Below are 25,836 nucleotides of genomic sequence, written 5' to 3'. Positions count from 1 at the left end.
AAGGGGACACGTGCGACTTCTGCTGATTCACACCGGGGGCACCATCGGCATGGCGGCGACGCCGCAGGGCTTCGCGCCGCAGGCCGGGGTGATCGAGGACGCGCTGCAGCGGCTCCAAGCCGAGGGGCGCATTCCGCAGGAGGTCACGCTGCGCCAGCTCGATCGGCTGATCGACAGCGCCGAGGCAACGCCGCGCGAATGGAACCGCCTCAGCCGCCTCTTGGCCGACGCGCAGGCCGAGTTTGACGGCGTCGTCGTGACCCATGGCACCGACACGCTGGCCTTCAGTGCCGCTGCGCTGTGTCTCGCGCTGCGCGGGCTCACAAAGCCGGTGATCGTGACCGGGTCGATGCTGCCGCTGACGGTGGAGGGCAGCGACGGGTGGGACAACCTTGCCGATGCGCTCAATGCCGCGACGCGCGCGGCCCCGGGTGTCTGGGTGCAATTCGCCGGACGGCTTTTGCATGGCGCGCGCGTGCGCAAGGCGCATTCCTCTGCGCTGGATGCCTTCGTCGCGGCAGAGAGTGCCGCAGCGCCGCTGTCCCGGGCGGCGGAACCCATGGCGGTTGAGGTGCTACCACACCGTGTCGCCGTGCTGTCCATCGCGCCCGGCGCTTGCACCGATGTGCTGCGCTTCGCGGCAGAGCAATGCGATGGCATCGTGCTGCGCTGCTACGGCGCCGGCACCGCGCCGGACACGCCGCAGTTGCGCGCCGCGCTGGCGCTGGCGGCTCAGCGGCAGGTGCCCGTGGTGGCGGTCAGCCAGAGCCCCGAGGGCGGCATCAGCCTCGGCACCTATGCGGCAGGCGGGGTGCTGCGCGAGAGCGGCGTGATCGACGGGCGCGACATGACGCCCGAGATGGCCTATGCCAAGCTGCACTACGCGCTGTCGCTGCACGCCAGTTTCGACCAGTGCCGCGCCTTCCTCGAAACCCCGGTCTGTGGCGAGATGCGCACGGCTTAAGCCTTAGGGCGCTTGGGCCTCAGGCCAGCGGCGCCTCGATCAGCGGGCCGCGGCGCTGCTCCCACGAGCCCAGCATGTCGCGCACCTCTTCGGGGATGTCGGGGCTGTCGGGCGCGTAAAGTGCGCTGCGCCGGATCTCGCGCCGCAGGTCCGCCTTGTCGCCGAGGTATTCAAAGACGATCTGCGTCGCCGCCGGAGGCCGCGGCGCCCGCGCCGCCACGCCCGAGACCACGCCGGTCAGATAGCGGATGCGGTTGTTGTAGCTGGGATAGAGGATGATCTGCATCACCTCGTTGCGGGTCAGCGTCTCCATAACCGTCATGAAGATCCGGTCGCCCAGCACAAAGCAGGCGCCTTGGTACTTGCAGGTGAATTTCGACCGCCCCGGCTTGCCGACGTTCTCGATGGTCTTCACGTTCACCCCGAAGGGCGTCGCGTAGATGCGCCCGACCGAGAGCAGGATCTGCCCCGGATGCGACATCGAGTTGTAATAGACCCGGTAGGTGCCCGTGTAGGCCTGCAGCGCGCGCTGCGAGTCGAGCCTGATGTCATTGGCCGTGGTGGCCACCACGTTGCGCTCGACCGTGGCGGCGATATGGCCGGGGCGCAGGCGCACCATCTCTGCGAACTGGGCGTGCGGCAGCAGCAGCTCGCTCTCGTCCACGCCAAAGAAATCGCACATACGCTGCATCAGCCGCAGCGAGGGAAAGGTCTCGCCCGAAAGGTAGCGGTTGAACTGCGAGCGATTCACTCCAAGCTGTCTGCACACCTCGGCAATCGACTTATGGTAACTGCAAAGCAGCCTGAGGTTCCGGGGCAGATCGCGCGACATACGCACATCCTTCGCTAGTTGATGCGCCCCCGTATCAACCCGCGTCAGGGGGGCGCAAGCTAGTGAAATGGTATTCCGCTTTTGCCTGCCTAGTGTGCGCGCCAATCCGCGTGAAACTGACCGCATAGACCTAGGAGGAGTGCATGGAATTTCTGGAAATGATCTTCGGCAAGATCGGGGATCTCACCTGGGGCTGGTCGCTGATCCCGATCCTCGTGATCTTTGGCTGCTTCATCACACTGGCGACCGGCTTCGTCCAGTTCCGCTTCTTCGGACGCATGTTCCGCGTGCTGAGCAGCGCCAACAACTCGGATGACCCGAGCCGCATCTCGGCGCGTGAGGCGCTGCTGGTTTCGGTCGGCGGTCGCGTCGGCGGCGGCAACATCGCGGGCGTCGCCGTGGCGATCACCCTTGGCGGGCCCGGCGCCGTCTTCTGGATGTGGGCGGTGGCGCTGGTCGGCATGGCCACCAGCCTCGTCGAATGCTCGCTCGCGCAGCTGTTCAAGCGCCGCGTCGACGAGACCACCTTCCGCGGCGGCCCGGCGCTGTCGATCATCCACGGTCTGGGCAAAGAGTTCCGCTGGCTGGCGGTGGTCTACGCGATCTGCCTGATCGCGGCCTTCGGCTTCGGCTTCAACGCCTTTCAGGGCAACACCGTGGCGGGCGCCGTTCAGGACAGCCTCGGCATCGATCGTCTGTGGACCGGCATCGCGCTGTCGCTGATCGCGGGCGCGATCATTTTCGGCGGCATCCACCGCATCGCCAAGGCCTCGGACGTGATCGTGCCGATCATGGCGGTAGGCTATCTGGCGTTGGCGCTGATCGTCATCGTGCTCAACATCACCGAGATCCCCGGCGTGATCTCGTCGATCGTCAGCAACGCTTTCGGCTTCGAGCAGGCGGTTGGCGGCGGCATGGGCGCGGCTCTGGCGCAGGGTCTGCGGCGCGGGCTCTTCTCGAATGAAGCGGGCCTCGGCTCGGCGCCCAACGTGGCGGCCACCGCCGAAGTGCGCCACCCCATCAGCCAAGGCATCACGCAGTCCTTCTCGGTGTTCATCGACACCATCCTGATCTGCTCGTGCACCGCCTTCATCATCCTGCTGGGCGACGTCTACGTGCCCGGAGCCGAAGGCATCGACGGCGTGGCGCTGACGCAGCAATCGCTGGTGTCGCACCTCGGGGCATGGGCGCAGTATTTCCTGACCGGGGCGATCCTGCTCTTCGCCTTCTCGTCGATCATCTACAACTACTACCTCGGCGAGAACGCCCTGAGCGTGCTGTCCAAGCACCCGGTGTCGCTGGTGCTCTTCCGTCTGGCGATCATGGCCATCGTCTTTGTCGGCGCGGTGGCGCCCGGCGCGACGGCGGTGTTCTTCTTCTCCGATCCGATGATGGGCGTGCTGGCGGTGGTGAACCTTCTGGCGATCATGATGCTCTTCCCGGTGGCGCTGCGCCTGCTGCGCGACTTCCGGGCACAGCTCAAGGCGGGCGTCGACCGTCCGGTGCTGAACCCGGACGATTACGCCGACCTCGACATCGACCGCGACGCATGGCGCGGCACGGCGAACTGAGCCGCAGCGCATCTGTCGAAACCTCTCAAAGGGCCGCTTTGCAGCGGCCCTTTTGCTGTGCCGATCCGTGCAAGGCTCCCGAGGCAAGGCTTTGATCAAAGTCATGGACGTGCAGGACCGGGCGCGCGAGGCTTGGCCTGCGGGCGCGTGAGGAGGGGACGGTCATGATCGCATTGCTGAGGCTACTGGCGGCACCGGCGCTGCTGCTGCCGCTCGCCCTGCCGTCCTGCGAGAGCCGCGGGCCGGATGTGGCGCTTGGCCTTCTGATGCGCGAGCGGGTCGTGCTGACGGCCACCGCCAACGAGATCATCATAGGACTGCCCGTCGCCGAGGGCAGCGCGGTCGCCGCCGGGGACGTTCTGGTCCAGCTCGACGATACGCTGCAGCAGGCCGAACTGGCGGTGGCGCAGGCGCAGCTTGCCGAGGCACAGGCCGACCTTGAACGCATGCAGACCGGCGCGCGGTCCGAAGAGATTGCCATCGCCGAGGCGCGGGTCGAAGGCGCGCGGGCAGTCTATCAGGAGGCGCAGGCCAGCTACGATCGCAACGCCCGCCTGCTGGAGACCGGCACCGTCACCGCCGCACGGCTCGATCAGGACGTGGCGCGGCGCAACTCTGCGCTTGCCGAGCTGACCAGCGCCGAGCAGACATTGCAGGAACTCAGGACCGGCGCGCGGCCCGAAGATATCCGCATTGCCGAGGCCAAGGTGACCGCGGCCGAGGCGCAGGTGGCGGCGGAACGCACACGGCTGTCGGACCTGACCATCCGCGCCTCGCGCGACGGTCTGCTCGACAGCCTGCCGTGGAACCGGGGCGAGCGCGTGCCGCTGGGCAGCCCGGTGGCGGTGCTGCTCACCGACGACCGGCCCTATGCCCGCGTCTATGTGCCCGAGACGCGGCGGGCAGGGCTTTCGATCGGCGATCCCGTCAGTGTCCGGCTCGACGGCGCCGAGCAGGCCTATGAGGGCACCCTGCGGTGGATCAGCAACGAGCCCGCCTTCACGCCCTATTACGCGCTCAACCAAGAGCAGCGCAGCCGTCTGGTCTATCCGGCTGAGGTCGCGCTGCCCGAGGCGGCGGCGGATCTGCCGGCGGGGCTGCCGGTTTCGGCGGCGCTGCCATGACCGCAAATGTCGCCCAGACCTTCGGCCTGAGCCGACGCTTTGGCGAGAAGACCGCCGTCGACCGGCTCGACCTCGCGATCCCGAAGGGGGTGGTCTATGGCCTGCTCGGTCCCAATGGCTCTGGCAAGACCACCGCCATGCGGATGCTCACCGGACTGCTGACGCCCACAGAGGGACACGCCGAGGTGCTGGGCGCGCGGCTGCCGGGCGAAGCCGAAGCGGTGAAGCGGCGCATCGGCTATATGACGCAGGGTTTCACCCACTACCGCGACCTCACCGTGCTCGAGAACCTGCGGTTCATCGCCGACATCCACGATCTGCCAGCCAAAGCCAAACGCCGCCGCATCGCCGAACTGCTGGAGACTTACACGCTGACCGAACAGGCCCATGTTCTGGCCGGATCGCTCAGCGGCGGGCAGCGGCAGCGCCTCGCGCTGGCGGCGACGGTCATGCATGAGCCCGAACTGCTGTTCCTCGATGAGCCCACGGCGGCGGTGGATCCCGAGACCCGCCGTGCCTTCTGGGAGCGGCTGTTCGATCTGGTGGACAAAGGCACCACGATGATCGTCTCGACGCATCTGATGGATGAAGCCGAGCGGTGCCACCGCATCGCCATCCTCGACCGGGGCCGCAAATGCGCCGACGGCACGCCGCATGAGCTTATGGCGCGGATCGAGGGGCGCGCGGTGGAGGTGGCCGCAGACGATCCCCGCCACATTGGCCGGGCATTGAGCGGACAGCAGGGGATCATCTCGGTGGCGCAGATCGGCGCACGGCTGCGGGTGCTGGTGGCGCAAGGTACAGGCGATCCGGTCGGGCTGGTGCAGCAGGCGCTGAGCGCGCATCCGGGCACGCAGGTGCGGGCCATTGCGCCGAACCTCGAGGATGTCTTCGTGCTGGCAACGCAGCGGCCAGTAAAGGCCGCCGAACCCGCCGAAACCGCCGGGGCCGGGCGATGATCTCGGGGCGGCGCATTATGGCGATCCTGCGCAAGGAGCTGTTGCAGCTGCGGCGCGACCGGCTGACCTTCGGGATGATCGTGATGATCCCGCTCATCCAACTGGTGCTCTTCGGCTATGCGATCAACACCGAGATCCGGCACATCCCGGCGGTGGTGGTGGATCAGAGCGACACCAACCTCAGCCGCAGCCTGATCCAGATGGTCGAGGCGACGCAGGTGGTGCGCTTCGAAAAACATCTCGCCAGTGTCGCCGAGGCCGAGCGCGCCATCGTCCGGGCCGAGGCCCGCGCTGCCTTCATCATCCCGCGCGATGTGGCGCAGCGGCTGGTGCGCAGCCCCGCCATCGGCAGCCGGTTCGCCTCGGGGGTCGACGACCCGACCGCCCGGCCCATCGCGCAATGGATCGCCGACGGCTCGGACACGCTGGTCGCCGGAGCGATCCGGGCGCTGCGCTCGATGCCTCTGGGCGAGATGTTCCGCGAGCCCGCCAATGCCGCGGTGCCGACCTTCGAGGTGGCGCTATTCTACAACCCCGAGCAGCGCACCGTGGTGAACATCGTGCCGGGGCTGGTCGGCATCATCCTGACGATGACGATGATCATGTTCACCTCTGCGGCGATCGTGCGCGAAAGCGAACGCGGCAATATGGAGATGCTGATCACCACGCCGATCCGCCCGGTCGAGATCATGATCGGCAAGATCATCCCCTATGTCGGCATCGGCCTCATACAGGTCGGGATCATCCTCGGGCTTGGCGCGCTGCTGTTTTCGGTGACGGTGGCAGGCGCGCTTTGGGTGCTGCTGCTGGTGACGCTGCTGTTCATCCTCGCCAGCCTCTCGCTCGGGCTGGTGCTCTCGACGCTGGCGCGCAACCAGTTGCAGGCGATGCAGATGACCGTCTTCGTGCTGCTGCCGTCGATCCTGCTGTCGGGCTTCATGTTCCCCTATGAGGGCATGCCGAAGGGCGCGCAGATGCTCGCCGACCTGCTGCCTGCCACCCATTTCATGCGGATCATCCGCGGCGTGGTGCTGCGCGATGCGGGGCTGGGCGATCTGCTGCCCGATGCGGGCTGGCTGCTGGGCTTTGCCGTGCTGGGGCTGATCGTCGCCTCGCTGCGGTTCCGAAAGCGGCTGGATTGAGCACAGCTGCGGCGCGCAAGGCGTGGCCCAGCGTTCACCGGTCGCAGGGCTGTTCGGGCACGGCAGAGGTGATCTCGCGCCCCGCGCGGCGGTACCAGCGCTGAATGTCCTCCCAAATCTCTTCGGGCTCCTCCGCGTACCAGAAAAGGTCTCGGTCCTCGGGATCGATCACGCCCTCGTCGACGAGGAAATCCGCATCGAAGGCCCGCCGCCAATAGGCCTCGCCGACCAGCACCACCGGCACCGGCGGGATCTTCCGCGTCTGGATCAGGGTCAGCGTCTCGAAAAGCTCGTCCAGCGTGCCATAGCCGCCGGGAAAGACCACCAGCGCCCGCGCGCGCTTGAGGAAGTGCAGTTTGCGCAACGCGAAATAGTGAAAGCGAAAGCACAGATCCGGCGTCAGATAGGGGTTGGGGTACTGCTCGTGCGGCAGCGTGATGTTCAGCCCCACGGTGCGCGCCTGCGCGTCATGGCTGCCGCGATTGGCCGCTTCCATGATGCCGGGCCCGCCGCCGGTGACCACCACCAGCCGGTTGCCATGGTGCCCCTCCTGCTCGCCGACGATCCGCCCGAAGGCGCGCGCCACATCGTAATAGCGGCTCTTGTCGGCCACGCGCTGTGCGATGCCAAGCGCGCGGGCCAGTGCCGGATCGCCGGGCGCCGCGTCGAGCGCCGCCTGCCGGTCCGCCACCTGCGCCTGCGCGCGCGCCGGTTCGGGGATGCGGGTGGCGCCAAAGACGACGATGGCATGGGCGATGCCATGCGCCTGTAGCAGCGTTTCGGGCTTTTGGTAGTCGAGCAACAGCCGCACCCCCCGCATATCCTCACGGTCGAGAAACTCCACGTCGCGGTCGCCTTCGCGATAGCTGGGGCTGTCCATGATCGTGCTGACCAGATCAGGGGCGCGCCGATCGTCGGCGGCGGGTTTCGGGGCTCATCCCGGCAACTCGACCCGGCGCTCCGGGTCTGGCGCGGGGTGGGGCTTTTGCGGGTCAATGTCAGCCATGGTCCGTCCTCCTGCGGCTAGCGCGCCGGCAGACTGCCGGTGGCAAGCTCCATGATCTCTTCGGTGATCGCATCCTGCCGCAGCCGCCGCGCCTGTCCGACCAGCGCCTCAAGCGATGCGGTGACATTGTCATGGGCGGCGATCATCGCGCGCATGCGCGCCTCGTTCTCGGCGGCGAAGGACAGCATCAGCGCTTCGCTGATCTCGGCAAAGACATATTCTTCGACCAGCCGGGCAAGCAGGTCCTCGGGGGGCAGGGTGATCCGCGGCTCCAGCATCGTCTCGGGGGCGGGGAAGCGCCCGTAGTCGAAAGGCACGAGCCGCTTGTGCACAACGTCATACCCCTCGGTCCCGCCCGGCGTGGCATGCAGGATGGTCACCGAACTGGCGCGCCCGCCCGCGATGCGCTGAAACACCGCCTCGGCAATGCGTCCGGCCAGATGCGCCGTGCGCGCCGGATGGGCGATCATCGGGGCGCTCCAACTAGGCGTGATGCCGTAATCATGCGCGATGAGCAGCCCGCGGTCGCCGATGAGCAAGACCTCATGCGTGCGGTCCGCCTCGACAAGCGCATGCTGGGCGGCTTCGAGCACCCGCGCAGAGAAATTCCCGGCGAAGCCCTGTTCGGCGCAAAGCACGATGTGCAGCGCGCCGTCCCCGGCTGCGCTAGTTGGGGCCGCGCGCTCGGCCTCGGAAAGGCCAAGCGCCTGACCGATGGCCTCGCCGATGGTGTCGGCGTAGAGGCGGATCGCACCGACATGGGCATTGGCGTCCTGCAGGCGCGAAGCGGCGATGCCGCGCATCGCGGCGATCACCGCCGACAGTTTGTGGACCGTGCCGATGCGTTCCTCGACGTCGGAAAGCGTACCGCTCATCCCGGCCCATCCCCCCCAGCCTGCTCACCCACCAGTTCGACCACCAGCGCCACGAGCGCCGTGCGCTGCGCATCGCTGAGCGTGCCGCTTTCCTGCAGCGCCGCGACAAGCTCGTGCCCCTGCGTGTCGAGCCGCCCAGGCAACTCCTGCCGCAACCTGCTCAGGCGTTCTGCCGGGATGCCATCAAGCGCCCCCTCGGCCAGCGCCGTCAGCAGCGCGACCTGATCCACGAGCCGCAGCCCGGCATAGCGCGGCTGGCCCAGCAGCGCCCGGATGCATTCGCCCCGCGCGATCTGCGTCTTCACCCGCGTGCTCGAAATGCCGCCGAAACGGGTGAACATCTCAAGCTCCTGAAACTGCGCGTAATCGAGCCGGAGCCGCCCCGAGACAGCGCGCAGCGCCGGGGCCTGCGCCTTGCCGCCGACCCGGCTGACCGACAGCCCCACATCCACCGCAGGCCGCTGGTTCGCGGCAAAGAGGTGGGAGTCGAGCACGATCTGCCCGTCGGTGATCGAGATCAGGTTGGTCGGGATATAGGCCGACAGATTGCCCGCGTCGGTCTCGGCGATGGGCAGCGCGGTGATCGAGCCGCCGCTCTCGCGCGGCAGTTTGGCGGCGCGCTCCAAAAGCCGCGCGTGCAGGTAGAAGATATCGCCCGGATAGGCCTCGCGCCCCGGCGGTTCACGGGTGAGAAGCGCAAGCTCGCGGTGGGTGGCGGCGTGGCGGGTCAGATCGTCGATCACGATCAGAACGTCATGACCTGCGTCGCGGAAATATTCGGCCATTGTCATGCCCGCGAAAGGCGCGATCCACTGCATTCCCGGCGCGCTTCCGGCGTTGCCGACGACAAAGACGCAGCGCTCTGGTGCGCCATGCTCGCGCACCGCCGAGATCACCCGCTCCACCGCAGTGGCCCGCTGGCCGACGGCGACGTAGATGCAGATGACGTCGCTGTGCTTTTGGTTGATGATCGCCTCGACCGCCAGCGCGGTCTTTCCCGTCGCCCGGTCGCCGACGATCAACTCGCGCTGGCCGAGCCCGATGGCGAAAAGACTGTCGACCACCAGCACGCCGGTCATCAGCGGCTCCGAAACCAAGGCGCGCTCGATGATGCCGGGGGCAGGGCGCTCGATGGGCAGAGCCTCTTGTGTTTCGAGCGCAGCGCCGCCATCGATAGGACGGCCCAGCGGATCGACGATCCGCCCCAGCAGCGCGTCCCCCACCGGCACGCGGACCGCATCGCCGGTGTCGGTGACTTTGCTCCCGGCCTCGATCCCGGTCACATCGTCGAAAAGCACCGCGTCGATCTCGCGCGCATCCAGCGTCTGGGCAAATCCCGCCTCTCCGCCTTCGAAGCGCAACAGCGCGCCAAGCGGCGCATCCGGCAGGCCCGAGACCCGCGCGATCCCGTCCGCCACCGCGATCACCCGGCCGATGGGCTCCGCCTCGGGGGCAAGCTCGGTGCGGGCGAGCGTCGCGCGGCCACGGCGCAGCCAGTCGGCAGAGGGGGTCTCTTCAGTCATGCCGCAGCAACTCCTGCCGGATGTGGTCAAGATCGGCGCGGAAGTGGTTGCGCACGACCGCATGCGGCGCGTCCAGTTCCAGCCCGGCGATCAGTGTGTGATCGGCGGTCACGGACAGCGCGATCTCATGGCCCAGCACCTCGGCGAGCCGGCCCTGCAGCAGGCTCATCTCCGCGTCGCTGAGGGCGCTGGCCGCGCGGACCACCACCGGACCCGAAGCGCCGAGACCTTCCCGCGTCTGCTCCGGCAGCCGCGCCACCGCCTCTGCCAGCCCGTCGATGAACCCCGCGCTGCGCACCTGCGCGGGCAACCGGTCGAGCAGCCGCCGCGAGATGTCCACCGCCAGATCCGCCGCCTCGTCCTGCATCGCGCGCTCGGCATCGCTTCGGCTGCGCCGGATCTCCGCCTGCGCCTCGGTGCGCAGTTTGGCGGCATCCTCGCGCGCCGCGTCCAGCAGTTCGCGCCGGGCGCGCTCGGCCTCGGCCTGCGCCGTCGCCAGAAGCTTTGCGCGGCGCTCTGCCACGGCGGCATCGCCGGATCGAAGCTCGGTCAGAGCGGCCTCTGCCTCAGCCTTTGCACTGCGCGCATGGTCCAGCGCATCGGTTGCCGCCGCCCGCCGCTTTTCGAGGATCTCCGACACCGGCTTGAACAGGAAATGGGACAGGATCCACAGCAGCACCAAAAGGTTGATCGTCTGCAGCGCCAATGTCCACCAGTCGAAACTCATGGCAAAGCCTGCCTCAGACGAAGGGGTTGGCGAAGAGCAGCAGCAGCGCGATCACCAGGGTATAGATCGCCATGGTCTCGATCATCGCGAGGCCGACAAAGAGCGTGCGGCTCAGCGTGCCTGCGGCCTCGGGCTGGCGGGCGATGGCGTCCATAGCGGCGGCCACGGCGCGCCCCTCGGCCAGCGCCGGACCGATGGCGCCGAAGGACACGGCAAGCGCGGCGGCAAGAATGCTGACGATCTCGACAAGGTTTGCGGTCATGGGCGGGTCTCCTTTGCGGAAGCGGATGGCGGTGTGGGGGAGGGCGCCTGCTCGCCCACGGCGGCGCCGATGAAGACGGTGGCGAGCACGGCGAAGATATAGGCCTGTACGGCGCCGGTCAGCAGATCGAGCGCCATCAGCGGGATCGGCACCAGCAGCCCGGCGAGCGTGAGGATGATGCCGATGACGAAGACGCCGCTCATCACGTTGCCGAAGAGGCGCACAATCAGCGAGAAGGTGCGGGTGATTTGCTCGACGACGTTGAGCGGGATCATCACCCAGGACGGCTCGGCGAAAGTGGCGAGATAGCCCCGCAGCCCCTGCGCGGCGACGCCGTACCAGATGGTGGCGGCGAACACGATCAGCGCCAGCGCGGCATCGGTCTCGAGCCGCGCGGTCGGGGGCTCGATGCCGGGCAGCAGCGACGACCAATTGGCCACCAGCACGAAGAGGAAGATCGTGCCGATGAGCGCGCGGTAGCGGCGCGGGTCGCGCTGCATCGTGTCGCTGATCTGGGCGTCGACAGTGCCGACGAACAGCTCCAGCACGGTCTGCAGCCGTCCCGGTGTCAGCGAAAGGTGGCGAGTGGCAAGCCAGCAGCCGAGTGTCAGCAACGCGAGGATCGCCCATGTCACCAGCACCGGCTCGGTGATCGGCACCGGCCCCAGATAGAACAGCGGATCGAGGGAAAGCGGGCTGTCCATCACGCGCCCTTCCGGGACCGGCGCAGCACCATCTGCCGCGCCAGAAGCAACCCCAGCGTGCCCGCCAGCAGCGGCAGCGCGCCCAGCAGGGCCAGCCCGACCAAGACCCCGGCCAGAACGGCGAGGCGGCCAAGTTGCAAGGCCAGCGCCCGCCACGCCGGGCCGGACTCGAGATAAAGGTCGGTCACCCGCCGCAGGCTGGCGAAATGCGCCCACCCCAGCGCGAAGCCAAGGCAGAGCGCGAGGGCGGCGAGAGCGTAGGGCGTGTCGGGCAGGGTCATTGCTTGTGCATCCATTTCCATGCGGCGTGAAAGCCGATCGCGGCGCCGATCATGATCGCCGGGGCGGTGAAGAAGACGCCGGTGCCAAAGGCGCGGTCGGCGACGCGGCCCAGCACCACGCCCAGCAGGGTTGGCACCACCACGGCCCAGCCAAGGATGCCGATCTGCCCAAGGCGCGCCCCAAGCGAGGGTTCGGGCGTCTCTTTGCCAAGCCGGTCGCGGTCTGCGGAACGTCGGGCGGCCTCGGCGATATGGTTCTTCTGCTCGTCGGTCATCAGCACTCTCCACCGGAAGCGAAGGGCGGGGCCGTTGGACCCGCCGGGCGCCCCGGACGCAGATATTGCATCAGCTGCCGGACCGCGCTGGCATGCAGCCGCATCTGCTCGACCCGCTCGCGGCGGTCGGCATCGGCATCGGCGGCGCGCAGGCTCTCGACCTCGGCCTCCAGCGCATGAAGATCATCGCCCAGCACCCCCTCCCGGCAGGCCACGGCCACCGCTTCGCCACGCTCCACCGTCAGCAGCCCGCTGCGCAGCGCGCAGAAGTGCAGCGCCCCGTCAGCGGAGCGCCAGCGCAGCACCGAGGCGGGCAGCACCGTCAGGAACGCGGTATGGCCGGGCAGAATGCCAAAGGCACCGCTGCGGTCCTCGGCGCGCAGTGATGTCACGCCGGTCTCGTCAACCAGAACGCTCATCGGTGTGGTGACGGTCAGATGCAGCCCGCTCATGCCGCGTCCTTTCCGGCGCCCTGCTTCTCGCGCGCCTCCTCGAGCGTGCCGACAATGTAAAGCGCGCGCTCGTCCCATGCGTCGCAGTCGCCTGCGAGGATCGCCCTGCAGCCCGCGATGGTCTCTTCCACCGGCACCGAGCGACCGGGAATGCCGGTGAACGCCTCGGTCACGGTGAAGGGCTGGGTGAGGAACCGCTGGAGCCGCCGGGCGCGCTCGACGATCTGCCGGTCCTCGCGGCCGAGCTCCTCCATCCCCAGCAGAGAGATCACATCCTGCAGCCCGCGGTAATGCTCGATGGCGCGGCGCACTTCGTTGGCCACTCGCACATGCTCTTCGCCAAGGATTAGCGGATCGAGCAGGATCGACGAAGACGCCACTGGATCAATGGCAGGATACATGCCGTCGGCGGCCATGGCGCGCGAAAGCACCACCATGCTGTCCACATGCGAGGCGATCGTGGTCACCGCCGGATCGGTGAAATCGTCGGCGGGCACATAAACCGCCTCGACCGCCGTGACCGACGCGCTGCCTGAAGAGGCGATGCGCTCCTGCAGTTCGGCCACTTCCGTGCCCAGCGTCGGCTGATAACCCACGCGCGAGGGCAGGCGGCCCAACAGCCCCGAGACCTCGGCCCCCGCCTGTACGAAGCGAAAGACGTTGTCCATCAGCAGCAGAACGTTGCGCTGCGCCTCGTCGCGGAAGTGCTCGGCGATGGTCAGCGCGGTCAGCGGCACCCGCCAGCGGGCGCCCGGCGGCTCGTTCATCTGGCCATAGACCAGCACGGTGCGGTCCAGCACGCCCGCATGGGTCATCTCGACCAGCAACTCATGCCCCTCGCGCGAGCGCTCGCCCACGCCGGAAAAGATCGAGATGCCCTCGTAGCTGGCGACCATGGCGTGGATCAGTTCCATCACCAGAACCGTCTTGCCGACGCCCGCGCCGCCGAACATCGCCGCCTTGCTGCCCTGCGCCAGCGGGGTGAGCAGATCAAAGACCTTGATGCCGGTGTGAAACAGCTCGGGATGGCCCGCGCCAGTGCGAAAGGGCGGCGGCGCGCGGTGGATGGGGCGGCGCGGCACATCGGCGGGAAGCGGCGCTTTGGCGTCGCCGATGCCGCCGGTGACATCCAGCAGCCGTCCCAGCACCGCCTCGCCGACCGGCACTTCGAGCGGGCCGCCAATGGGCCGCACCCGCGCGCCGCGCCGCAAGCCGCCGGTTGCCTGCAGCGCGATGCCGCGCAGGGTGGCGGCGTCGAGATGCGCCTGCACCTCGATGGTCACATCCTCTCCGCCCGGCCGCTGCACCAGCAGCGCGTCGTTGATCTTTGGCAGGGGGCCGCCCTGAAAGCGCACGTCCACCACCGCGCCGCGAATGGCGACAACCTCTCCTGCCGGGCCGATCATTTCTGCTGTCATGCGGGTCCTCGCTCGGACAATCCTGCCGCAGGGTAAGCAGATTCGCGGGGGCGTACTTTGCGCCGCATCAAATTCCCTGCGCTGACAGCCGCTTGTCTGGCCCCTCCGGGTGTTCGTGCCCAGCCAACGGGCAAGCACAGACAAAAGCTCAGACAAAAGCTGAGGCACGCGCACGCCGCGATCCGCGCCATTCAGGACTGCGTGACGGTCTCTGCCGGGACTTTGCCGATGCGGGCCATTGGCGCATAATTGCGGCGGGAGGATACGGCCATGATCGAAGTTCACGACACCGGAGAACACGGCATCCTTGAGATGCGCATGACAGCGCCGATCACCGATGCCGACTATCGCGATACGCTGATGCCCGCGCTCGACAAGGCGCTTACGGCGGGCAATCGGCTGCGGCTGCTGGCGACCGTCGAGGCGCGCCCGTCGGATTTCACCCTCGGCGCGCTGTTTCAGGACGCGCGGACCGGGCTCAAGCACTGGCGCGGCTTCGACCGCATTGCCCTCGTCTCGGACGACAAGATGCTGCGCCGGACGGTCGGCGGCTTTTCCGTCTTCATGCCCTGTCCGGTCGCCACCTTCGAGATGAAGGATGCCGACGCGGCGCGGCGCTGGCTGCGCGAAAGCCTCGGCACGATCCAGCAGGAAGACCTTGGCGACGGGCTGCTGCAGGTGCGGCTGCGCGGCAAGGTCGATGGCGCGGCCTATGAAGAGGCGATCGGCGATCTCGACAGCTATTTCGCCGAGCATGAGACGATCCGGCTGCTCATCGACCTGCGAGATTTCGACGGCTGGCAGGGGCTGGACGCGCTGCGCGACCACTTCTTTCTGGTGCGCGGCCACGCTAAGCGCGTGCACCGTGCGGCGGTGGTCGGCGATGCGGGCTGGCAGGAGATGGCGGTTCAGATCGGCAAGCGCGCCTTCGGCCTCGACGCGCGGCATTTCCGCGCCGATGAGATGGCGCAGGCCAAGGCGTGGCTCGCGGGGTAGCCGCGCCAAACCGGGGGCGAGCGCCGCCTTAGGGTAGAAAACTGCGTCGGGATGGTCGCCCAAGGGTGTCTTGGCGGCACAAATTATCAGCAAACGCCGCGATTTCCTTAGCGGCACCCTTGGCACCGCCCGGCAAGAGCGTTGACAGCGCGTCCTCTCCGCGTTGATGCTCAACGCAACATAGTCGGCAAAAGCGCCTCGCGATCCCGCATTCCGTCCTCTTGGGCGGTTGGGATCAGCGGGGCTTTTTTCGTTTTAGGAGGGCGCCGTGACGCGCGAGATAGACCTCGGGATCCTGTTTTCCCGCTCTGGAACCTACAGCCTCATCAGCGAGGCAAGCCGCACCGGGGCGCTGAAGGCGATCGCAGAGGTCAACGCGGATGCCTCCCTCGATGTCAGCTTCCGCCCGATCGAGCGCGATCCGCAGGGCAATGTGGATGCCTATGCGCCGCTCTGCGAGGAAATCCTGCAGGGCAGCGGTGCGCGCCACGTCATCGGCTGCACCACTTCGTGGAGCCGCAAGGAGGTGATCCCGGCGCTGGAGCGGATGGACGGCGCGCTGTGGTATCCCGCCCCTTACGAGGGGTTCGAGGCCTCGGACCGCATCGTCTACACTCACGCCAGCCCCAACCAGCACCTGCTGCCGCTGCTCGATTACGTCTTTGCCGAGTTCGGCACGCGCAGCTATCTGACCGGCTCCAACTACATCTGGGGCTGGGAGATGAACCGGCTGGCGCGCGAGATCGGCATGCGCGCGGGCGGCGAGGTTCTGGGCGAGCGTTACCTGCCGCTCGGCTCCACCGAGATCGCCCGGATCGTCGAGGAGATCGCTGATCTCAAGCCCGACTTCGTGCTCAACCAGTTGATCGGCCCATCGCAATACGCCTTCCTGTCGGCCATGGCCGAACTGCGGCAGCGCGATCCCTTTTTCGCCTCGGGGCGCTGCCCGGTGCTGTCGTGCAATGTCACCGAGTGCGAGCTGCCCGCCATGGGCGCGGCGGCCGAGGGGCTGATCTCGGCAGGGCCTTGGTTCCGCGGCCAGCACCCGGCGCTGCCGGGCAACTTCGGGCGCGAAGACTTTGGCTCGTCGCTGGAAGCGGCAGGGCACGCCTCGGTGATGATGCTGGCGCGGCTTCTGGCGGACACGCCGGGCGCGGAAAACCTGCCGCTGTCGGATCTGCTGGCGCAGCCGCGCGCGGCGGCCATGGGTCTTTGTGCCCGGACCCATCACACCCGCCTGCCGGTGGCCATCGCGCAGGTGCGGAACGGGGCCTTCGTGCCGCTGCGCACCGAAGCGCCGGTCGAGGGCGATCCCTATCTCACCCGCGAGCGTGAGCCCGCGCCGACCAAGCTGCGGGTGGTGAAATGAGACGGCGGCTGCGCATTCCCGATCTGGGCGGCGCAAAGGCCGCGATCCTCCACCGTCCGCACGCCACGGTCACCGCGTTGGTGCGCCAGTTGCAGGCCATCGGGCTTGAGGTCGACTGCCACTGGCCCGATCTTCCCGCCTCGGCGCGCGGCGCGGATTACCTCTTTATCGACGTCGACACCGCCTATGACGACCAGTTCCCGTGGGAGCCGGGCGAGGCGCCGCTGCCGACCATCGCGCTCATCGGGTCCGAGGCGCCGGGGCGCATCGAATGGCTGATGAACTTCGGCGCCGACGCGCAGATCCTGAAGCCGGTCGGCGATGGCGGCGTCTATTCGGCGCTGCTGATCGCCCGCGCCACCTTTGATGCGCGCGTCGAGAAGTCGGGCGAGATCGACGCGCTGCGCCGCCGTCTCGGCCAGCGCCAGACCGTGGTGCGCGCCGTGGCGCTGCTCGCGGCGCGCGGCAAGACCGAGGATCAGGCCTACGAGCAACTGCGCGCCATGGCGATGGCATGGCGGGTGAGCTTCGAAGAAGCGGCGGACCGGATCGTCGCGGCACACAATCCCGAGCCAGAGGAAGGCAGCGATCATGGCTGACACCACCGCATCCCTTGCCGGCACCGCTCCGGCGGGCGCCCTGCGCCGCCTGCTGCGCCGCAAGCTGGCGCTTTTCGGGCTGGCGATCATCGCGCTGGTGGTCGGCGGCGCGGTCTTCGCGCCGTGGATCGCCCCGTTTGCGCCGGATGAGCAGCTTTTCGAGGGGCTGTCGCTCTATGGCGAGCCGCTGCCGCCGGGCGGGGATTTCCTGATGGGGACAGACCTTCTCGGGCGCGATCTCTTCACCCGCATCCTTTACGGCGCGCGCACCTCGCTGATCATCGGCGTTGTGGCGAACGGCGTGGCGCTGATCATCGGCACGCTGGTGGGCGTGCTGGCGGGCTTCGTGCGCGGCTGGTTCGGCGCGCTGCTGATGCGCTTCACCGATCTGATGATGGCCTTCCCGGCGCTCTTGCTGGCGATCTGCCTCGCGGCGATCTTCCAGCCCTCGCTGTGGATCGTCGCCATGGTCATCGCGCTGGTCAACTGGGTACAGACCGCCCGCGTCGTCTACACCGAGACCACCAGCCTTGCCGAGCGTGAGTTTATCGCCGCCGAGAAGACCCTCGGCGCCTCGCAGGCGCGCATCCTCTTCCGCCACATCCTGCCGCACCTCATTCCGACGCTGATCGTCTGGGGCACGCTGGGCATCTCGGTCACCGTGCTGCTAGAGGCAACGCTGAGCTTTCTGGGCGTGGGCGTGCAGCCGCCGACCCCCAGCTGGGGCAACATTATCTTCGAGAACCAGACCTATTTCCAGGCGGCGCCCTGGCTAGTGTTCATCCCCGGCGCGGCGATCCTGCTGCTGGCGCTGGCCTTCAACCTCGTGGGCGACGCGCTGCGCGACGTGCTCGACCCGACGCAGAGGGGCAACGACTGATGCTCGGCTATTTGACCCGCCGCCTGATCCAATCCGCGCTGATCCTGCTGGGCGTGAGCTTCATTACCTTCCTGCTGCTCTACGTGCTGCCCGCCGACCCGGTGCGCCAGATCGCCGGGCGCTCGGCCACGGCGCAGACGGTCGAGAACATCCGCCATCAGCTGGGCCTCGATCAGCCGCTGATGGTGCAATACTGGCGCTATCTCACCGGGCTGGTGCAGGGCGACATGGGCCGCAGCTACCTGCAGAAGACCGAGGTCTCGACGCTGATCGCCGCGCGGCTCCCGGCCTCGCTGCTGCTCATGGCAGGCGGGATCGTCTGCGAATTGCTGATCGGGCTGACGCTGGGCATCGTCGCCGCCGTGTTCCGGGGCCGCCCGCTCGATCAGGGCCTGATGGTGACCAGCTTCGTCGCGGTCTCGGCGCCGCAATTCGTGGTCGGCCTGCTGCTGCTTTATCTCTTTGCGGTGCAACTGGGCTGGTTCCCCATCGGCGGCTACGGCACCTTTGCCCACCTCGTGCTGCCCGCGGTGACGCTGGGGATCATGGGCTCGGGCTGGTACAGCCGGATGATGCGCTCGTCGATGGTCGACGTGTTGCGGCAGGACTATATCCGCACCGCCCGCGCCAAGGGGCTGACACGGGGCCGGGTGCTGCTGCGCCACGCGCTGCCCAACGCCATCCTTCCCATCATCGCGATGATCGGCATCGACATCGGCATCTTCATGGGCGGCATCGTCGTCGTCGAGAGCGTCTTCGGCTGGCCCGGCATCGGACAGCTGGCGTGGCAGGCGATCCAGCGCGTCGACATCCCGATCATCATGGGCGTCACCATGGTCTCGGCCACCGCCATCGTGCTGGGCAACCTGCTGGCCGACCTGATCACCCCGTTCATCGACCCGCGCATCAAGCTGCGCTGAGCCTCATTACCCTCGGTCCCACCTATTTTCAGGGACCACACCCACCACCACTCACGACCCAAAAGACCCAAAGACCACGCACGACAAGGCCACTCACGAAAAGACCGGACACCACCACTCACGGACAACGGTCACCACAAGCAACAGGGAAAACCACAAGATGAAAGCACTGCTCACCTCCACCGCGATCCTGCTCGCCTCGGCGATCCCGGCGCTCGCGCAGGACTACACGCCCGATCCCAACGCCACCCCCGGCGGGATGATCACCGTCACCTATAAGGACGACGTCGCCACGCTCGATCCGGCGATCGGCTACGACTGGCAGAACTGGTCGATGATCAAATCGCTGTTCGACGGTCTGATGGACTATGTGCCCGGCACCACCGAACTGCGCCCCGGCCTTGCCGAAAGCTATGAGGTCAGCGAGGACGGCACCGTCTTCACCTTCAAACTGCGCGAAGGGGTGAAATTCCACAACGGTCGCGAGATGACCGCCGAAGACGTGAAATACTCGCTCGACCGCGTCACCACCCCCGAGACCCAGTCGCCCGGCGCGGGCTTCTTCGCCTCCATCGCGGGCTTTGACGAGATCTCCAGCGGCGAGGGCGACACGCTCTCGGGCGTCGAAGTCGTGGACCCGCTGACGGTGAAGATCACCCTCTCGCGCCCCGATGCCACCTTCCTGCACGTGATGGCGCTGAACTTCGCCTCGGTCGTGCCCAAAGAAGCGGTGGACGAATACGGCACCGATTTCGGCAAGCACCCGGTCGGCACTGGCGCGTTCAGCCTTGGCGAATGGACCATCGGTCAGCGCCTCGTGTTCGAAAAGAACGCCGACTACTGGCGCGACGGCGTGCCCTATCTCGACGGCGTGACCTTCGAAGTCGGCCAAGAGCCGATCGTCGCACTGCTGCGCCTGCAACAGGGCGAGGTGGATGTGCCGGGCGACGGCATTCCCCCGGCGAAATTCCAAGAGGTCATGGGCGATCCGGCGCAGGCCGAGCGCGTGGTTGAAGGCGGCCAGCTGCACACCGGCTATATCACCCTCAACGTCGGCATGGAGCCGCTCGACAAGCTCGAGGTGCGCGAAGCCATCAACATGGCGATCAACAAAGAGCGCATCACCCAGATCATCAACGGCCGCGCCGTGCCCGCGACGCAGCCGCTGCCGCCGTCGATGCCCGGCTACACCGAAGGTTACGAAGGCTATGCCTTCGACGCCGAGGCCGCCAAGGCCAAGCTCGCCGAGGCAGGTCTGGAAGACGGCTTCTCGACCGAGCTTTACGTGATGAACACCGATCCGAACCCGCGCATCGCGCAGGCGATCCAGCAGGACCTCAAGGCGATCGGCGTGGACGTGGAAATCCGCTCGCTGGCGCAGGCCAATGTGATCGAGGCCGGCGGTGCCGGTGAGGCGCCGATGATCTGGTCGGGCGGCATGGCGTGGATCGCCGACTTCCCCGATCCCTCGAACTTCTACGGCCCGATCCTCGGCTGCGCTGGCGCGGGCGAGGGCGGCTGGAACTGGTCGAAGTTCTGCGACGAAAGCATCGACGCCATGGCCACCGAGGCCGACAGCTTCACCGATCCTTCGGCGCCCGAGCGGCTCGAGATGTGGTCGGACGTCTACATGAAGGTGATGGAAGAAGCGCCTTGGGTGCCGGTGTTCAACGAGCAGCGCTACACCATGAAATCCGAGCGCATGGGCGGCGATGACGCGCTCTACGTCGATCCGGTCTCGATCCCGGTGAACTATGACTACGTCTATGTGACCGAGTGATCCCATGTGCAAACACTGCGATTACACCATCCACGGCGCGCAGCATCATTTCGGCTGGGACAATTCCATTGCCCCGGTCGAGACGGTCGCGCCGGGCAGCACCATCCTGTTCAACTGCATGGATTCTTCGGCGGGCCAGCTTGGCCCGTCGAGCACCGTCGAAGACGTGGCCGCACTCGATTTCGGCAAGATCAACCCGGTCTCCGGCCCGATCTACATCGACGGAGCCGAACCCGGTGACGCGCTGAAAATCACCCTCGAAGGCTTTGCCCCGCGGGTGCAGGAAGGCTCGGCATGGGGCTGGACGGCGAATATTCCGGGCTTTGGCCTCTTGGCCGATCAGTTCACCGACCCGGCGCTGACCCTGTGGAAATATGACGCCGAAACGCTGGCCCCGGCGCTCTGGGGCAGCACCGGCAAGGTGCCGCTGAAGCCGTTCACCGGCACCATCGGCGTCGCGCTGGCCGAGCCCGGCCTGCATTCGATCGTGCCGCCGCGCCGCACGGGCGGCAACCTCGACATCCGCGACATCTCGGCGGGCACGGTGCTCTACCTGCCGGTCGAGGTGGCGGGAGCGCTCTTCTCGGTGGGCGACACCCACGCGGCGCAGGGCGACGGCGAGGTCTGCGGCACCGCCATCGAAAGTCCGATGGATGTGACGCTGACGCTCGATCTGGTGAAGGGCGCGAACCTCAAGATGCCGCGCTTCACCACGGCGGGGCCGGTGACCAACCATCTCGACGCCAAGGGCTATGAGGTCACCACCGGCGTCGGGCCCGACCTGATGAGCGGTGCGCGCGACGCGGTGGCGGGCATGGTCGATCTGCTCTGCGCGCAGCACGGCATGTCGGCGGTCGACGCCTATATGCTGGTCTCGACCTGCGGCGATCTGCGGATCTCCGAGATCGTCGACGCGCCGAATTGGGTGGTCTCTTTCTACTTCCCGCGCGCGGTCTTCGAATGACGCATCTGGCGCAAACCATGGCTGCCCCCGTTCAGGGGGCGGCTGCCACCCCGCTGCTGTCGGTGCAGGATCTGACCGTCTCGGTCCGCGACAGGGGCACGCTGCGGCCCATCGTCGAGGGGCTGAGCTTTGATCTGGCGGCGGGCGAGACACTGGCCATCGCCGGGGAGTCGGGCTCGGGCAAATCGATCACCTCGCTGGCGCTGATGGGGCTTTTGCCCAACAACGTCTCGGTCACCTCCGGGCAGGCGCTGCTCGAGGGCACCGATCTTCCCGCGCTGCCCGAGGCCGAGATGCGCGGCCTGCGCGGGTCCAAGGTGGCGATGATCTTTCAGGAGCCGATGACCTCGCTCAACCCGGTGCACCGCATCGGCACGCAGCTGATCGAGGCGATCCGCGCGCATGATCCGCTGCCCCAGCGTGAGGCCCGCGCCGCCGCTGTCGAAGCACTGCGCCGGGTGCGCATCTCCGAGCCAGAGCGCCGCATGGGCCAATATCCGCACGAACTGTCGGGCGGGATGCGGCAGCGCGTGATGATCGCCATGGCGCTCGCCATGCGCCCGGCGCTGCTGATCGCTGACGAGCCCACAACCGCGCTCGACGTCACCGTGCAGCGCGAGGTGCTGGATCTGCTGCGCGATCTGCAGGCAGAGACCGGCACCGCGATCATCCTCATCACCCATGACATGGGCGTGGTGGCCGAAACCGCCGACCGCGTGGTGGTCATGAAGGCCGGGCGCATGGTCGAATCCGGCCCGGTGGCGCAGATCTTCGACGCGCCCGCGCAGCCCTACACCCGCGATCTGCTCGCCGCCGTGCCGCGCCTCGGGGCAGGGGCCGCGCGTGCCGCCCCGCTGCCGCCCGAAGCGCCTGTGCCCGTCGCCCGGCTGATCGACGCGCAGGTGCATTTCGACATCGGCGCCAATTTCTTCGGACGCCCGACCCACTGCGTGCATGCGGTCGAGGGGGTGAGCTTCGACATCCGCCCCGGCGAGACCTTCGGCCTCGTCGGCGAGTCCGGCTGCGGCAAATCCACCATCGCCAAGGCGCTGGCAGGCCTCGTGCCGCATCAGGGGCTGATCGAGGTCGCGGGCAAGAAGCTTTCGGAACTGACCGCGCAGGGCCGCAAGGAGATCTGCCGCGACGTGCAGATGGTGTTCCAAGACCCGATGGCCGCGCTCGATCCGCGCATGACCGTGGGCGAGGCGGTGGCCGAGCCGCTGCTGATCCACGGCGTCGGCAGCGCCGAAGAGCGCCGCGCCCGCGCCGCCGACCTGTTCCAGCGCGTCGGGCTGACGCCCGAGCAGATGACCCGCTATCCGCACGAGTTTTCCGGCGGTCAGCGCCAGCGCATCTGCGTCGCCCGCGCCTTGGCGCTGAAGCCCCGGCTGATCATCTGCGACGAGAGCGTCTCGGCGCTGGATGTGTCGGTACAGGCGCGGGTGCTGGCGCTGCTCGAAGAACTGCAGGAAGAGATGGGCGTGTCATACCTCTTCATCAGCCACGACATGGCGGTGGTCGAGAACGTCGTGGACCGGCTGGCGGTGATGTATCTGGGGCAGATCGTCGAGATGGGCACGCGCGATCAGGTCTTTGGCGATCCGCGCCATCCCTACACGCAGCGCCTGCTCGACGCGGTGCCGATCCCCGATCCGGCGCGCAAGGACCGCGCGCATGTGCGCCCCGCCGGAGAGATGCCGTCCCCGATCCGTCCTCTGGGCGACGCCCCGGCGCGCCTGCCGCTCATCGACGTGGGCGGCGGGCACCTCGTGGCGCAGACTGGCGAAGGGCAGGCCAGTGAAGGGCGGGCCAGCGAAGCGTAGGGGCGCCTAGCGGCAGGGCGAGGCCAGCGTCGGGCCAAGGTCCAGCGGGGTCGGATCGGGACCGTAGAGATAGCCGGTGGTGTAGCGGCCCATCCAGTCCATCTCGGTGGCGAAGAGCAGCGCGGCATCATCGGCGACATCGTCGCGGGCGCGGCCCCGGTCCTCGACCACCGTGCCCACTTGGCTGAACCCAAGCTGCTGCATGTAATGCGCCGCATCGACCATTGCCGCCATCGGAACGGCGCAGTCGTGGCGATAGGAGACAAGCGTCTCGTAGACATAGAACTCGGGCAGCCAATAGCCGGTGCCGCCGGTGCGCAGGTAGATGCGCGGCTGGTCCTCGCGGCCCTGCGCCTGCCAATGCGCGGTGATCTCACGCGCGTCGTCGCGCAGCATCTGCAGGAAGTCCCCATAGGTGGCGGGGGTGATGAACTCATATTCGGCATAGGCGCGGTGCAGCCCCGGTATCCGCGTCAGCGGCGCCGGGTTGATCCCGACAAAGCCAACCACCGCGATCATCCCCGCCTGCGCCGCCATCACCGCCGCGGCCAGCCCCCGCCGCGCCTCGGGCAGCGCAAGCGCCAGCACGAGGCTGGCGGCCATCAGGTAGGGCACGAACAGCCGGTAGCCGAACATCATGTGCTGCCCCGAACTGCGGCTGGCGTAGACCGCAAACAGCGCAAGGCTGAAGGCGGCCCCGCGCAGGATCGCCCGCGCCAGCAGCGGCTTTTCAGAGATCGGCGCGGGGCGCAGCCGCAGGGCGATCAGCCACAGGCCGGACAGCAGCACGAAGTTGAGCAGGGCCGACACGCTGTCGATGCCCGCGCGCTGCGCATAGGCGAACTTGAGGTAGTAAGACGTCGGGAAGATGTCGCCATAATAGCCAGCCGCAAAGACCAGCCAGCCGCCCGCCAGCGCAAGGCAGAGCGCCGCACCGAGCCACAGCGCCGGGCGGCGGTATTCCACGGTCAGCACCGCCAGCAGGATCGGCGCGCTCACCAGAACGCTGTCATAGCGTGTCAGGAACATCAGCCCGGCCAGCAGTCCCAGCCAAATAAGATCGCGCGGGCGCGCGCCGTCGGTCCCGCTGATCACCACCAGCCGCGCGGCGAACAGCGTGGCAAGGCAGCACAGCAGCGGGGTTTCCAGCCCGCCCACCGTCCAGAGCGCCACAAAGGGCGACAGCAACGAGGCGGCGGTGAAGATCACGAAGGCGCTGCCGTGGATCCCGGTCTCGCGCAGCGCCGCGACCCAGCCTGCAAGCACCAGCAGCGGCGCGAGCAGGCGGTAGCTTTCCACCGGGGCCAGCCCAAGGCTCGCCAGCGCCGCCTCGATCAGCGCATGCAGCGGCGAGGTCAGCGCCGAGACCTGCTCGCCGATATTGTAGACCAGCCCATGCCCGGCGGCGGCATTGCGCGCATAGCGCCCGACGATAAAGGCGTCATCTGCCGCAAAGGGCCAATAGAGCGCGCAGAGCGCCACGAAAGCCAGCGCGGCCGCCGCGATGAGCAGCGGGTGTGGCGCGTCGGTGCCGCGCGGGGCGTGTGGGGCAAAATCTGTCATGCCTGCGATCTTGCGCGCCATTGGGGCCAGATAAAGGCGACAAGTTGTAAAGAATTGTGCTGGTGCGGCTGCGCAACCGTTTTGCGGGAGTTCGCAAAAGAAGTAGAAATATCAAACTAGTGCGAGACGTTTTTGATCCAAAAATGGAGCTGAATGCGCCGCAAATTGCGTGTCGATGTCTTAACGCGGCGCCTCAGGTCATGCCGGGCAGGACCGCTTTGTCCCCGCGGGGACAGCCGCTGTCCCCATGGGGACACCTGCTCGACACTGGCCGGACACTGGCCGCGTCGGGCCTTTTTTGCGGCGCGGCCCGCCGTGGGCCGCGCCTTGTTGTGTCTGCGCTGATCAGTTCAGCAGCTCTGCCACCGCGCCAACCACGGCGAGGATTTCGCGCGTGTCGTCATCGACGCGGTAAAGCTGACCGTCCTTCTTGTAGTAGCTGACGCCGCGCTCTTGGCTGAGACCATGCGCCTTGGGGTCCGCGATCTTCTCGCCCCCGTCGAAATGCGCGCCGCGCGCCATCTTGGCTGAAGATTGCGGAGCCGAGGATTGCGGGGCGGAGGATTTCGCGCTCGCCTGTTTGGCGGTCGGGCTGGCCTGCTGGGCGGGGGCTTTGGCCTGCTGCTGCTTGGCCTGCTGAGCGCCTTGCTGCTGACCTTTCTGAGCCTGAGCGCCATGACCGTTTGCCGGGGCGCTGCAGGTGGCTTTGGAACCACCGGCGTTGCAATCCTTGCCCTGTGCGCTGGCGATACCTGCGGGCAGCGCGATCATGGCCGCGCCGATGAGGCCGAGGGTGAAGTTGCGCAACATATGTCTTTCTCCTTCAT

General features: G+C 67.7%; 26 protein-coding genes. 13 read left to right on the top strand and 13 right to left on the bottom strand.

What is annotated here, in order from left to right; translation table 11 throughout:
- The first annotated feature begins 10 nt into the window (after positions 1–10).
- Complete coding sequence (locus tag G0A00_RS12635) at positions 11–964, top strand: asparaginase (RefSeq protein ID WP_368667697.1); 954 nt, start codon at positions 11–13, stop codon at positions 962–964.
- 19 nt (positions 965–983) lie between these two features.
- Here G0A00_RS12635 and G0A00_RS12630 read toward each other — a convergent pair whose 3' ends face one another.
- Positions 984–1,796, bottom strand: a complete 813-nt coding sequence (locus G0A00_RS12630; RefSeq protein ID WP_164214205.1) for a helix-turn-helix transcriptional regulator — start codon at positions 1,794–1,796, stop codon at positions 984–986.
- 143 nt (positions 1,797–1,939) lie between these two features.
- Here G0A00_RS12630 and G0A00_RS12625 point away from each other — a divergent pair, with 143 nt between their 5' ends.
- From G0A00_RS12625 to G0A00_RS12610, 4 genes are all read left to right on the top strand, one after another.
- Complete coding sequence (locus G0A00_RS12625) at positions 1,940–3,367, top strand: sodium:alanine symporter family protein (protein ID WP_164181364.1); 1,428 nt, start codon at positions 1,940–1,942, stop codon at positions 3,365–3,367.
- A 164-nt stretch (positions 3,368–3,531) separates the two neighbouring features.
- Positions 3,532–4,491 carry an HlyD family secretion protein gene (locus G0A00_RS12620; RefSeq protein WP_164181365.1) on the top strand — a complete coding sequence of 320 codons (960 nt, stop codon included), beginning with the start codon at positions 3,532–3,534 and terminating at the stop codon, positions 4,489–4,491.
- Positions 4,488–5,450: an ABC transporter ATP-binding protein gene (locus tag G0A00_RS12615; RefSeq protein WP_164181367.1), complete on the top strand. Its 963-nt coding sequence runs from the start codon at positions 4,488–4,490 to the stop codon at positions 5,448–5,450. Before G0A00_RS12620 ends, G0A00_RS12615 begins: the two co-directional genes overlap by 4 nt.
- Positions 5,451–5,467: 17 nt before the next feature.
- Positions 5,468–6,592, top strand: coding sequence for an ABC transporter permease (locus G0A00_RS12610; protein WP_235953030.1), 1,125 nt, complete (start codon positions 5,468–5,470; stop codon positions 6,590–6,592).
- 34 nt (positions 6,593–6,626) lie between these two features.
- Here the strand turns inward: G0A00_RS12610 and G0A00_RS12605 are convergent, their stop codons facing one another.
- The 10 genes from G0A00_RS12605 to atpD form a co-directional block, all read right to left on the bottom strand.
- A complete protein-coding gene (locus tag G0A00_RS12605; RefSeq protein ID WP_203595365.1) occupies positions 6,627–7,472 on the bottom strand; it encodes a TIGR00730 family Rossman fold protein in 846 nt (281 codons plus the stop codon).
- Positions 7,473–7,615: 143 nt separating this feature from the next.
- On the bottom strand, positions 7,616–8,473 hold the full coding sequence (locus G0A00_RS12600) for a F0F1 ATP synthase subunit gamma (protein ID WP_164181369.1): 858 nt from the start codon (positions 8,471–8,473) through the stop codon (positions 7,616–7,618).
- A complete protein-coding gene (locus G0A00_RS12595; protein WP_164181370.1) occupies positions 8,470–9,996 on the bottom strand; it encodes a F0F1 ATP synthase subunit alpha in 1,527 nt (508 codons plus the stop codon). The genes G0A00_RS12600 and G0A00_RS12595 overlap by 4 nt, the downstream gene beginning before the upstream one ends.
- The gene (locus G0A00_RS12590; RefSeq protein WP_164181371.1) at positions 9,989–10,723 is read right to left on the bottom strand and encodes an ATP synthase F0 subunit B; all 735 of its coding nucleotides are present in this window, start codon (positions 10,721–10,723) and stop codon (positions 9,989–9,991) included. Before G0A00_RS12590 ends, G0A00_RS12595 begins: the two co-directional genes overlap by 8 nt.
- 13 nt (positions 10,724–10,736) lie before the next feature.
- The gene (locus tag G0A00_RS12585) at positions 10,737–10,985 is read right to left on the bottom strand and encodes a F0F1 ATP synthase subunit C (RefSeq protein ID WP_066107200.1); all 249 of its coding nucleotides are present in this window, start codon (positions 10,983–10,985) and stop codon (positions 10,737–10,739) included.
- Positions 10,982–11,692: a F0F1 ATP synthase subunit A gene (locus tag G0A00_RS12580; protein ID WP_164181372.1), complete on the bottom strand. Its 711-nt coding sequence runs from the start codon at positions 11,690–11,692 to the stop codon at positions 10,982–10,984. Before G0A00_RS12580 ends, G0A00_RS12585 begins: the two co-directional genes overlap by 4 nt.
- Complete coding sequence (locus G0A00_RS12575) at positions 11,689–11,970, bottom strand: ATP synthase subunit I (RefSeq protein WP_164181373.1); 282 nt, start codon at positions 11,968–11,970, stop codon at positions 11,689–11,691. The genes G0A00_RS12580 and G0A00_RS12575 overlap by 4 nt, the downstream gene beginning before the upstream one ends.
- The gene (locus G0A00_RS12570) at positions 11,967–12,245 is read right to left on the bottom strand and encodes an AtpZ/AtpI family protein (RefSeq protein ID WP_164181374.1); all 279 of its coding nucleotides are present in this window, start codon (positions 12,243–12,245) and stop codon (positions 11,967–11,969) included. Before G0A00_RS12570 ends, G0A00_RS12575 begins: the two co-directional genes overlap by 4 nt.
- Positions 12,245–12,697 carry a F0F1 ATP synthase subunit epsilon gene (locus G0A00_RS12565; protein ID WP_164181375.1) on the bottom strand — a complete coding sequence of 151 codons (453 nt, stop codon included), beginning with the start codon at positions 12,695–12,697 and terminating at the stop codon, positions 12,245–12,247. The genes G0A00_RS12570 and G0A00_RS12565 overlap by 1 nt, the downstream gene beginning before the upstream one ends.
- Entirely contained in the window at positions 12,694–14,115 is a 1,422-nt protein-coding gene (gene atpD / locus G0A00_RS12560) for a F0F1 ATP synthase subunit beta (RefSeq protein WP_164181376.1), read from the bottom strand. The genes G0A00_RS12565 and atpD overlap by 4 nt, the downstream gene beginning before the upstream one ends.
- Positions 14,116–14,385: 270 nt before the next feature.
- On the opposite strand from atpD, the gene G0A00_RS12555 reads away from it, so the two are divergent.
- From G0A00_RS12555 to G0A00_RS12520, 8 genes are all read left to right on the top strand, one after another.
- Entirely contained in the window at positions 14,386–15,111 is a 726-nt protein-coding gene (locus tag G0A00_RS12555; RefSeq protein WP_066107181.1) for an STAS/SEC14 domain-containing protein, read from the top strand.
- A gap of 268 nt (positions 15,112–15,379) precedes the next feature.
- A complete protein-coding gene (locus G0A00_RS12550; RefSeq protein ID WP_164181377.1) occupies positions 15,380–16,480 on the top strand; it encodes a transporter substrate-binding protein in 1,101 nt (366 codons plus the stop codon).
- Positions 16,477–17,079, top strand: a complete 603-nt coding sequence (locus G0A00_RS12545) for an ANTAR domain-containing response regulator (protein ID WP_066107174.1) — start codon at positions 16,477–16,479, stop codon at positions 17,077–17,079. The genes G0A00_RS12550 and G0A00_RS12545 overlap by 4 nt, the downstream gene beginning before the upstream one ends.
- Complete coding sequence (locus G0A00_RS12540; RefSeq protein ID WP_164181378.1) at positions 17,072–17,959, top strand: ABC transporter permease; 888 nt, start codon at positions 17,072–17,074, stop codon at positions 17,957–17,959. The genes G0A00_RS12545 and G0A00_RS12540 overlap by 8 nt, the downstream gene beginning before the upstream one ends.
- The gene (locus G0A00_RS12535; protein ID WP_066107167.1) at positions 17,959–18,879 is read left to right on the top strand and encodes an ABC transporter permease; all 921 of its coding nucleotides are present in this window, start codon (positions 17,959–17,961) and stop codon (positions 18,877–18,879) included. The genes G0A00_RS12540 and G0A00_RS12535 overlap by 1 nt, the downstream gene beginning before the upstream one ends.
- A gap of 160 nt (positions 18,880–19,039) precedes the next feature.
- Positions 19,040–20,659 carry an ABC transporter substrate-binding protein gene (locus G0A00_RS12530; protein WP_164181380.1) on the top strand — a complete coding sequence of 540 codons (1,620 nt, stop codon included), beginning with the start codon at positions 19,040–19,042 and terminating at the stop codon, positions 20,657–20,659.
- Positions 20,660–20,663: 4 nt separating this feature from the next.
- A complete protein-coding gene (locus tag G0A00_RS12525) occupies positions 20,664–21,623 on the top strand; it encodes an acetamidase/formamidase family protein (RefSeq protein ID WP_164181382.1) in 960 nt (319 codons plus the stop codon).
- A 17-nt stretch (positions 21,624–21,640) separates the two neighbouring features.
- Positions 21,641–23,446, top strand: a complete 1,806-nt coding sequence (locus G0A00_RS12520; protein WP_235953031.1) for an ABC transporter ATP-binding protein — start codon at positions 21,641–21,643, stop codon at positions 23,444–23,446.
- A 6-nt stretch (positions 23,447–23,452) separates the two neighbouring features.
- On the opposite strand, the gene G0A00_RS12515 is transcribed toward G0A00_RS12520, so the two are convergent.
- Together G0A00_RS12515 and G0A00_RS12510 are read right to left on the bottom strand one after the other, a co-directional pair.
- Entirely contained in the window at positions 23,453–25,009 is a 1,557-nt protein-coding gene (locus G0A00_RS12515; protein WP_164181386.1) for a glycosyltransferase family 39 protein, read from the bottom strand.
- A gap of 345 nt (positions 25,010–25,354) precedes the next feature.
- Complete coding sequence (locus G0A00_RS12510; RefSeq protein ID WP_164181388.1) at positions 25,355–25,819, bottom strand: hypothetical protein; 465 nt, start codon at positions 25,817–25,819, stop codon at positions 25,355–25,357.
- Positions 25,820–25,836: the final 17 nt, after the last annotated feature.

This window comes from Salipiger sp. PrR002 (genome assembly GCF_010500775.1).
GTDB lineage: Bacteria > Pseudomonadota > Alphaproteobacteria > Rhodobacterales > Rhodobacteraceae > Salipiger.
The sequence above is the reverse complement of the archived record's forward strand: the minus strand, read 5'-3'. Positions and strand labels throughout refer to the sequence as shown.

Excerpts from the sequence above, each read along its gene's own strand:
- G0A00_RS12630 (WP_164214205.1), bottom strand. The coding sequence starts at position 1,796 with ATGTCGCGCGATCTGCCCCGGAACCTCAGGCTGCTTTGCAGTTACCAT.
- G0A00_RS12625 (WP_164181364.1), top strand. The coding sequence starts at position 1,940 with ATGGAATTTCTGGAAATGATCTTCGGCAAGATCGGGGATCTCACCTGG.
- G0A00_RS12620 (WP_164181365.1), top strand. The coding sequence starts at position 3,532 with ATGATCGCATTGCTGAGGCTACTGGCGGCACCGGCGCTGCTGCTGCCG.
- G0A00_RS12615 (WP_164181367.1), top strand. The coding sequence starts at position 4,488 with ATGACCGCAAATGTCGCCCAGACCTTCGGCCTGAGCCGACGCTTTGGC.
- G0A00_RS12610 (WP_235953030.1), top strand. The coding sequence starts at position 5,468 with ATGGCGATCCTGCGCAAGGAGCTGTTGCAGCTGCGGCGCGACCGGCTG.
- G0A00_RS12605 (WP_203595365.1), bottom strand. The coding sequence starts at position 7,472 with ATGGACAGCCCCAGCTATCGCGAAGGCGACCGCGACGTGGAGTTTCTC.
- G0A00_RS12600 (WP_164181369.1), bottom strand. The coding sequence starts at position 8,473 with ATGAGCGGTACGCTTTCCGACGTCGAGGAACGCATCGGCACGGTCCAC.
- G0A00_RS12595 (WP_164181370.1), bottom strand. The coding sequence starts at position 9,996 with ATGACTGAAGAGACCCCCTCTGCCGACTGGCTGCGCCGTGGCCGCGCG.
- G0A00_RS12590 (WP_164181371.1), bottom strand. The coding sequence starts at position 10,723 with ATGAGTTTCGACTGGTGGACATTGGCGCTGCAGACGATCAACCTTTTG.
- G0A00_RS12585 (WP_066107200.1), bottom strand. The coding sequence starts at position 10,985 with ATGACCGCAAACCTTGTCGAGATCGTCAGCATTCTTGCCGCCGCGCTT.
- G0A00_RS12575 (WP_164181373.1), bottom strand. The coding sequence starts at position 11,970 with ATGACCCTGCCCGACACGCCCTACGCTCTCGCCGCCCTCGCGCTCTGC.
- G0A00_RS12570 (WP_164181374.1), bottom strand. The coding sequence starts at position 12,245 with ATGACCGACGAGCAGAAGAACCATATCGCCGAGGCCGCCCGACGTTCC.
- G0A00_RS12565 (WP_164181375.1), bottom strand. The coding sequence starts at position 12,697 with ATGAGCGGGCTGCATCTGACCGTCACCACACCGATGAGCGTTCTGGTT.
- atpD (WP_164181376.1), bottom strand. The coding sequence starts at position 14,115 with ATGACAGCAGAAATGATCGGCCCGGCAGGAGAGGTTGTCGCCATTCGC.
- G0A00_RS12555 (WP_066107181.1), top strand. The coding sequence starts at position 14,386 with ATGATCGAAGTTCACGACACCGGAGAACACGGCATCCTTGAGATGCGC.
- G0A00_RS12545 (WP_066107174.1), top strand. The coding sequence starts at position 16,477 with ATGAGACGGCGGCTGCGCATTCCCGATCTGGGCGGCGCAAAGGCCGCG.
- G0A00_RS12540 (WP_164181378.1), top strand. The coding sequence starts at position 17,072 with ATGGCTGACACCACCGCATCCCTTGCCGGCACCGCTCCGGCGGGCGCC.
- G0A00_RS12535 (WP_066107167.1), top strand. The coding sequence starts at position 17,959 with ATGCTCGGCTATTTGACCCGCCGCCTGATCCAATCCGCGCTGATCCTG.
- G0A00_RS12530 (WP_164181380.1), top strand. The coding sequence starts at position 19,040 with ATGAAAGCACTGCTCACCTCCACCGCGATCCTGCTCGCCTCGGCGATC.
- G0A00_RS12525 (WP_164181382.1), top strand. The coding sequence starts at position 20,664 with ATGTGCAAACACTGCGATTACACCATCCACGGCGCGCAGCATCATTTC.
- G0A00_RS12520 (WP_235953031.1), top strand. The coding sequence starts at position 21,641 with ATGGCTGCCCCCGTTCAGGGGGCGGCTGCCACCCCGCTGCTGTCGGTG.
- G0A00_RS12515 (WP_164181386.1), bottom strand. The coding sequence starts at position 25,009 with ATGACAGATTTTGCCCCACACGCCCCGCGCGGCACCGACGCGCCACAC.
- G0A00_RS12510 (WP_164181388.1), bottom strand. The coding sequence starts at position 25,819 with ATGTTGCGCAACTTCACCCTCGGCCTCATCGGCGCGGCCATGATCGCG.